This window comes from Oscillibacter sp., assembly GCF_032060045.1.
Taxonomy (GTDB): Bacteria; Bacillota; Clostridia; order Oscillospirales; family Oscillospiraceae; genus Oscillibacter.
Window position 1 is genome coordinate 107195 of the sequence record NZ_DAMBZJ010000005.1, and the last position, 6413, is coordinate 113607.

Sequence of the window (6413 nt, forward strand, 5' to 3'; positions counted from 1 at the left end):
TCAATTCATGAAAAGGAGACCTACACTTTATGAAGAATGAAAAATGTCTCATCTGTGATTATGTAGATGAGAATCACAGCCAAGAAACAACGTGCTGTCCACGATGCGGGACGGATTTTAAAGGTAACACCGTGGAAAATAAACTTATGTCCGCACTAGGTACTTATACAACCGAAGATAAGCAGTTCTTTGGAAAATTGAGTACAACTTCATATATTTATCTCACGGATCGGCGGCTATTGGCAATCCCTGAAAAGCTGGAAGGATTCAACTTGAAAACGTCTTTAACCGCTGCTATTGTCAATAAAATGACGAGCAAAAACGGCGTTATTTCCATTCCGTTGGAACAAATAAAAGCAGTTCGGGATGGTAAATTCGGCTTGCTTCAAAAAGCGGTAATTATTGATACAACAAACGATGAATTACTAAAGATTACAGTTTCCAAACGCAAAGAGTGGAAAGAAGCAATCATGAACGCGGCTGCAAATCTGAGACGGAGCGCACAAACCACATAAGTTTCATTCTTTGCAGATCGTGAAGTTCGGAAATGCGTTTTGTTGATAAAATCTGGTATGCTGTTGATAACATGTGTGTTTTGACCGAATAATACAACATAAAGTCATGTATGAGGATTTGAACTCATACATGACTTTTCGTTTTGTTCATGGTAAAATTAAAGGATATACATTATTTAAAAATTTGTTATTTGGTTTTTAAGATTGATAGGGAACTTATTAGATGAGGAGAACAGAATGGCTGATATGAAAAACAGCGTAACACCATGGGCTGAGGACAGTATGAAAAACTACCAGTGGTTGGATGAATACTTGATAAAACTTCCAGCTACTGAAAAAGAATTTCAACCGATATGGCAAGCATACAAATATCGATTAGGTGGTAAGATGTATGCCTATATCGGTATTGACGACCGAAATGGGCGCCCCATTATTACCTTAAAACTGGAGCCTATATTCAGTGATATACTACGCCGCGAATACGAGGACATCGTGCCGGGTTACTATATGAATAAGGTGCATTGGAGTACTGTATATCTGGATGGGAATGTGCCACAGAATGTACTTGCAGATATAGTGTACGCTTCCTATAAATTGGTATACTCATTGTTGAGTAAAAAGGCCCAGCAGGAAGTATCGAAGAAGCAACTACCAACTTAACGGGCTGCTGAAATTGCATGCCATGCGCATAACCCGAACCGCCGTAATTATTTTGAATTTTTAATTATATAGCTTGAGGGCGTAATGGTTCAAATTCCTGTCTAATAATAGCATGGATAGCCAGAATTGACGTGGCCCACAAATAATAAGCAACATGCCAAGAATGTAAATCGGCATGTTGCTTTTGATATTTCAGACCCGATTTATTTGCTGTATAGTGACCCAACTAATGCATTACAATAACAGTGCAGGCCAAAAGTATCGCAACGGTTGATTTATTCAACCGTTATCAACTGCAAATCCATTGATTTTCTTCTGCCTGACAACTAAACTAACTTCAGAGGTGATTCGAATGAAGGAGATCAATATTGCAAAAGTCCTTATTAATAAGCGTAAAGAAAGGGGTATCACGCAGGATGAGCTGGCCAATTACATGGGAGTGTCCAAAGCGTCGGTTTCCAAATGGGAGACGGGGCAAAGCTATCCCGATATTGCCCTTCTTCCCCAACTGGCGGCGTACTTTAACATCAGCGTTGACGAATTGATAGATTATAAGCCGCAGATGGCAAAAGAGGAGATTCGTAAACTGTACCGGAGCCTGTCAGATGATTTTGCATCAAAACCGTTTGATTGCGTGATGGAAACCTGCCGGGGGATTATTAAAAAATACCATTCATGCTTTCCACTGCTGCTGCAAATTGGGACGCTGATGGTCAATCATCTGGAATTGCTGAAGGACTCTCAGAAATCCGCGTCCGTGACGGAGGAGGCAAGAAGCCTTTTTGCCCGGATTAAAGAGGAGTGCGAGGACGTATCCATAACCAGACAGGCTTTGTATATGGAGGCCCTGTGCGGTCTTGTTTCCGGTGATCCCAATACCGCACTTTCGCTGCTTGACGGAACAATCGCGCCTGCGCTGCCCCCTGAATCAATTTTGGCGTCCGCTTACCAGATGACAGGGCGCACTGAGGAAGCAAAATCCGTTTTACAAGTTGGAATTTTTCAGAATCTGGTCGTCCTGTTCAATTTTTTACCGGCTTACCTTATGCTATGTGCAGATGACCCGTGCACATTTGAGGAGGTACTGCGGCGCTCGCTCGTCGTAGCGGAAACGTTTGACATGAGGCATCTTCATCCCGGCGTCCTGGTCGGCCTTTATATTTCCGCGGCGCAGGGGTTTATTGCCCAGAAGCATCATGATAAGGCCCTTGAAATGCTGCAAAAGTACACCGAGATCGTAACAAGCGATATCTATCCGTTGTGCTTGCATGGGGATGCTTTTTTTGACCGTCTGGACGGCTGGCTGGATCAGCTTGATCTGGGAGGGGATCTTCCACGAGATGAAAAAACAATCAGGAAAAGTATGTCGGATGTGATCGTTAATAATCCGGCGTTTTCGGTGCTTTCCGATGAGCAGCGTTTTCAGAGTATCACGGAAAAGCTTCGACATAACTGCGAATAAAGAAATTAAGGAAACTGTTATTATGGAACACGATAAATTGATGACAAAAAAACGACTGATTATATTCATTACCCTTACAATTATCCTTGCCTGGATTGTCTTTTTGTTGGTACCGCTTTGCGGGTTGACCTATGGAAGCGGGGCATCCGCAGTAATTTTGGCAGTTGCCATGTTTATGCCTGCACTATCCAATGTATTAACACGGCTTATAACAAAAGAAGGCTTTAAAAATATGTATCTGCGCCCCCACTTCAAGGGGCATATGAGAGATTATTTGCTTCTGTACTTCGGCCCGACAGTCTTGCTGTTGCTGAGCGGAGCGGTTTATTTTCTGATTTTCCCTGATTCGTTTGACGCAGAGCTTACGGCTTTAATGGCAATGGTCACTTCCAGTGGTGCGCATGGGCCTAGTGCATCCGCGCTCTTGGGCGTTCAGTTTTTGATTTTTGTTGCCATCGGCCCGATTGTAAATATCATACCGACCATGGGCGAAGAACTTGGCTGGCGGGGGTATCTGCTCCCTAAACTGCGCATGTTTTTATCTGACAGAGCCTCGTTAATTATTACAGGCGTAATATGGGGAATCTGGCACTTACCTATTATCGTAATGGGGCACAATTACGGAACCGATTATTGGGGCTATCCGTGGTTCGGCATTTTGGCGATGATCGTTTTTTGCGTAATGCTTGGAATTATTGAAGGCTATATCACAATCAAACTGGAAAGTGCCTTCCCGGCCGCCATGATTCACTCAACGGTAAACGCGGGCGCGTCACTGCCGATTATTTTTGCAAAGAGCGGATATAATCCACTGCTTGGCCCGGCAATCACCGGCCTTATTGGCGGACTACCGTTTATGGCGCTCGCCGTTATATTGCTAATAAAGGTGGGCAATAAAGAGCGGTTAGATAATAATGAAGCGTACCGGCAAGAAGATGGGACCTTGAACCAGAAATGAGGCTTTTTGAAAACTACGAGAGAAGCAGGCATCCTTTACCATGAAAGGATGCCTGCTTCTTTTGCAATCAACAAGCTTAAGCGGGAACATCAAAAGGGATTGACATCGACCCTATTATGCATTACAATATAGCAATCTACATTGCAATGCAAGATAGGTGGTGAAAGAATGATTCCGTCACAAATGCTGAAAGGAACCCTGGAGGGCTGCATTTTAAAAGTAATCAGCCAGAAAGAAACCTATGGGTATGAGATATCCGAAAAATTACAGGAATACGGATTTTCTAATATTTCAGAAGGGACAATCTATCCGCTTTTACTGCGACTGGAGAAAAATGAATTTATTATTTCAAAGTATCTGGAATCTCCGGTCGGTCCCAAGCGAAAATACTTTTCTATTTCAAAATCCGGAAAGGAAGAAATGGATTGTTTCTATTCCAACTGGATCCAACTTGAAAATGCAGTAAACAAATTATTCCAAAATGGAGGATCATCATATGAACCAAAAAACAAAAGAACTGAACCGGATGAATAATTTTTTAGATAAACAGGTGAACCCAGAGAACAAGGAAGCATTTACCGACATGATCTGTTACCTGCGTGGAGCCAACATCTCGGTATATCATCAGGAGCTTGTACGCCATGATTTAACGGAAATGGTACTTTCAGCTCAACAGCGGGGAGAGAATATCCGCGCCGTTATCGGAGAGGATTATCAGGCTTTTTGCGATGACGTGATTGCCAGCCTGCCTCCGACAACCCTAAAGCAAAGAATCATTGACATTTTTGACACTGTTTGTTGGTCCCTGTCCATTATTGGCGCGATCAAAATTGTGATGGCCAATGAAACAATTGCCCTGATCCACGATTTTATTTCAGGAAATCCGCGGAACTATCAAATTTCTGTTTCGATTGGAAGTGTCATATCCATTGGCATTATTGTTGCAGCAGCCATTTTCATTGTAGAAATTTTCATGAAACATGCATTTCAGATTGGTAAAAAAAAGAAGAACGACCGATGGAAGGCTTTTTTCGTAGGAGGTGGACTGATGGGAGTCTTCCTGCTGGTTGCGTGGCTGGGACGGGCAACGCTTTTTACCGTAAACATTTTTATCGCCTGCTTGGCTGTGCTGGCGCTCTACATTGCCCACAAGGTACTGTCGCAATTGGAATGATACCGGTGTCATGCAATGGATCGTGAGTAAATAATACGTAGTGGCCTTGGACTTGAAAAAGTGGACTGTAAAAAGCTGTCCACCTTAAATGTAAAAAACTATTGACATTCTTTCGGATCCGTTGTATTCTCTAAATGTAAAACTTGTTTGACATTTAGGGGGATTTCTTATGAGAAAAATGGATGAGATGGAGCTTAGAATAAACCAGAAAGGAATTAAATGGAGTTGGGCCTTTACGGTATTCTCGCTCTTAATATGGGCGGGATATAACTTCGTGAAAGGCCAAGAAACTTCACTGCCCTTTTTTCTTTTCATTCTACAGTTTTTGGTATACTTTCTGGTCACAAGCATCGAGAAGATAAGAGTTGACGATAACAGCGGGAAAAAGCAACTGCTAATTTCGGTTGTGGTATTCCTTTTTCTTATAGTCTTTGGTGGAATCCTGTATGTTACCATGGGGCGTTGAGCACTATGAAGAACAGCATAAGAGAACGACGGAAAGAAAAAAATTATAGGCAGGAAGATTTAGCTACAGCGCTAGGTGTCACACGTCAGACCATAAATGCAATCGAAAATGACAAATATGATCCGACACTGCTATTGGCTTTTAAGCTGGCAAACCTATTGGGAACGACAGTAGACAAACTTTTTGAGCCTGATCGTACAATGCTGAAAATATTATAAGAGGCAGGCTTTGCTGTATTCTGATGGCCACACTTTGGCTTTTTCAACATGCCTCCTCTGTATTGCTTTATGCTATATGCGGAGGTATGAAGAACACCCATGGCATTCAGGCTGGATCGCTTTTTTAAACGCAAACACGGTTCCTGTCTGTGTTTGGCGCGAAACGAGGAGCGCGGCTTCCGGGTGCGATCTGCGCTTACTGATAAATTATAGGAAAAGGAGTTGGCAGGTACTACATGCTATTCACGTTTTTGTTGAGTCCTTATGAAGAATGCGGCAAATCGCAGCTATTTGATGCACTTAAAAAATTGACGGAAATGAAAAGCAGGAAAGAATGCCCCAAGATGTGGGTCGCGATCGACAAGTTGAACGCCGTTCCAAAGGGTTCGAAAAGTATCTCTGAAAGAAGTCGGAAACGATCCAAAGTTTACGGAGCGTTTTTAGTTATACTGGGACTGTTTGCCCTCATTCCGGGTATTATGGCTCCAAAGGAGCTTATGTCTGTGCTGATTGCAGGCGCGGTGGCTTTTTTACTGGGAATTTTCTATCTGATTCAGCCCCGGATAGATTCCGATAAACGTCTACATAAGGAAACGGAGCGAATTTGGTCCGGATATAGGTCGCTTGATGCTGGCAAACGCAAAAAAGTTAGTTTCCAAGACACGGGTATTTGGGAGAATGATCGGAAAATAGTGTCCTTTGAAGACTTATTGCAGGCCGTGTTTTGCAGGGATATTATTTTGGTCAACTGGGAAAAGAGTTTTATCCTTCTGCAAAAGAAAGATTTGCAAAATGCGGACGCAGAACAATTGCTGCAATTTATGAAAACCCACCCAACTCTTGAGATTTATCAACTGGAAAGTCTTGCATGAATTTAGGCGACCGCGAATTGGTTTTTAAAAATCCGCAAATTGCAAGTGTAAGTTGGACACCTCGGTAAAACGGCAGCGGGGGTTCAGG

Annotated in this window: 9 protein-coding genes; all 9 read left to right on the top strand. The window is 42.7% G+C overall.

Going from position 1 to position 6413, the window contains the following annotated elements; all coding sequences use genetic code 11:
- The first annotated feature begins 29 nt into the window (after window positions 1–29).
- The 9 genes from RT018_RS03675 to RT018_RS03715 all read left to right on the top strand — a co-directional run bounded on the left by RT018_RS03675 (window position 30) and on the right by RT018_RS03715 (window position 6325).
- Complete coding sequence (locus RT018_RS03675) at window positions 30–515, top strand: hypothetical protein (RefSeq protein WP_312939380.1); 486 nt, start codon at window positions 30–32, stop codon at window positions 513–515.
- Window positions 516–752: 237 nt separating this feature from the next.
- Window positions 753–1175: an MmcQ/YjbR family DNA-binding protein gene (locus tag RT018_RS03680; protein ID WP_312939383.1), complete on the top strand. Its 423-nt coding sequence runs from the start codon at window positions 753–755 to the stop codon at window positions 1173–1175.
- 352 nt (window positions 1176–1527) lie between these two features.
- Window positions 1528–2637, top strand: coding sequence for a helix-turn-helix transcriptional regulator (locus tag RT018_RS03685; RefSeq protein WP_312939386.1), 1110 nt, complete (start codon window positions 1528–1530; stop codon window positions 2635–2637).
- A gap of 22 nt (window positions 2638–2659) precedes the next feature.
- Window positions 2660–3595 (top strand): type II CAAX endopeptidase family protein, encoded by a 936-nt coding sequence (locus tag RT018_RS03690; protein WP_312939389.1) that lies wholly within the window; start codon window positions 2660–2662, stop codon window positions 3593–3595.
- Between the two features lie 168 nt (window positions 3596–3763).
- Complete coding sequence (locus tag RT018_RS03695; protein ID WP_312939392.1) at window positions 3764–4129, top strand: PadR family transcriptional regulator; 366 nt, start codon at window positions 3764–3766, stop codon at window positions 4127–4129.
- A complete protein-coding gene (locus RT018_RS03700; RefSeq protein ID WP_312939395.1) occupies window positions 4092–4769 on the top strand; it encodes a hypothetical protein in 678 nt (225 codons plus the stop codon). The genes RT018_RS03695 and RT018_RS03700 overlap by 38 nt, the downstream gene beginning before the upstream one ends.
- Before the next feature lie 169 nt (window positions 4770–4938).
- The gene (locus RT018_RS03705) at window positions 4939–5235 is read left to right on the top strand and encodes a DUF6442 family protein (RefSeq protein ID WP_312939397.1); all 297 of its coding nucleotides are present in this window, start codon (window positions 4939–4941) and stop codon (window positions 5233–5235) included.
- Window positions 5236–5240: 5 nt separating this feature from the next.
- Window positions 5241–5453, top strand: a complete 213-nt coding sequence (locus RT018_RS03710; protein ID WP_312939399.1) for a helix-turn-helix transcriptional regulator — start codon at window positions 5241–5243, stop codon at window positions 5451–5453.
- A 236-nt stretch (window positions 5454–5689) separates the two neighbouring features.
- On the top strand, window positions 5690–6325 hold the full coding sequence (locus RT018_RS03715) for a hypothetical protein (protein ID WP_312939401.1): 636 nt from the start codon (window positions 5690–5692) through the stop codon (window positions 6323–6325).
- Window positions 6326–6413: the final 88 nt, after the last annotated feature.

Bases quoted from the DNA above. Each gene is read 5' to 3' on its own strand.
- RT018_RS03675 (WP_312939380.1), top strand. From the start codon at position 30: ATGAAGAATGAAAAATGTCTCATCTGTGATTATGTAGATGAGAATCAC.
- RT018_RS03680 (WP_312939383.1), top strand. From the start codon at position 753: ATGGCTGATATGAAAAACAGCGTAACACCATGGGCTGAGGACAGTATG.
- RT018_RS03685 (WP_312939386.1), top strand. From the start codon at position 1,528: ATGAAGGAGATCAATATTGCAAAAGTCCTTATTAATAAGCGTAAAGAA.
- RT018_RS03690 (WP_312939389.1), top strand. From the start codon at position 2,660: ATGGAACACGATAAATTGATGACAAAAAAACGACTGATTATATTCATT.
- RT018_RS03695 (WP_312939392.1), top strand. From the start codon at position 3,764: ATGATTCCGTCACAAATGCTGAAAGGAACCCTGGAGGGCTGCATTTTA.
- RT018_RS03700 (WP_312939395.1), top strand. From the start codon at position 4,092: ATGAACCAAAAAACAAAAGAACTGAACCGGATGAATAATTTTTTAGAT.
- RT018_RS03705 (WP_312939397.1), top strand. From the start codon at position 4,939: ATGAGAAAAATGGATGAGATGGAGCTTAGAATAAACCAGAAAGGAATT.
- RT018_RS03710 (WP_312939399.1), top strand. From the start codon at position 5,241: ATGAAGAACAGCATAAGAGAACGACGGAAAGAAAAAAATTATAGGCAG.
- RT018_RS03715 (WP_312939401.1), top strand. From the start codon at position 5,690: ATGCTATTCACGTTTTTGTTGAGTCCTTATGAAGAATGCGGCAAATCG.